The 624-nt window shown below is 53.2% G+C and carries 1 pseudogene; it reads left to right on the forward strand.

Going from position 1 to position 624, the window contains the following annotated elements:
* Positions 1–206: 206 nt before the first annotated feature.
* Positions 207–624, forward strand: a pseudogene (locus HMPREF3101_RS09425) (hypothetical protein); the annotation flags it as partial.

A 624-nucleotide genomic window follows, 5' to 3' on the forward strand; every position in this document is an offset into this window, starting at 1 on the left:
TTAGCAAGTACGTCATTGACTGCGGTGTAGAGGGTGTCGGGGGTGGCGGGTGGTCAACGGGGGTGATCCTTTCTTCAGAACCGGAGACGCCTATGCGTTGCTTGCGCAATACTTTGCGTACAAAGAACAAACAGAAGGGGGAAATCCAATGTTGAAAAAGTCTTTTGTTGTGTTTTTTGGGGGCTGCGCTTGCGTTAAGCGCCTGCGTGCCCAGCGAGAAGATTGAGTCACTTGGCAAGGAAGCTGGCACTGAGGTTGAGACTGTTGCCGAGGGTGCTGCTTCTGGGCCACGCGGTTTCACCTTTGAATCCGGCTTCCTCGAATTCGGCGACTTCGACCCTTATGCACTTGGCGACGATATTTTTAACCCCTGCACCGAAATCACTCTGGACGAATACGTGACGGCCGGGTTTCCGGGGATTGAGGTTGAAGGTGACGGGGCAACCTTTCATGGCCACAACGCGTGCGACATTCCGCCCACCGAAGAACAGCTCGCTCGATATGTTGTAACCGGATTCAACAATGGAAGACCGAACCGAGAAATGATTGAGATGCGGGGGCTACTGCTCCCGCAGTACACCTCAGAACTTATTGTTCAGACCACCGATTTAGTAACGCCATGGT

Origin of the sequence: Corynebacterium sp. HMSC29G08 (assembly GCF_001806875.1) — a bacterium.
Classification (GTDB): domain Bacteria; phylum Actinomycetota; class Actinomycetes; order Mycobacteriales; family Mycobacteriaceae; genus Corynebacterium.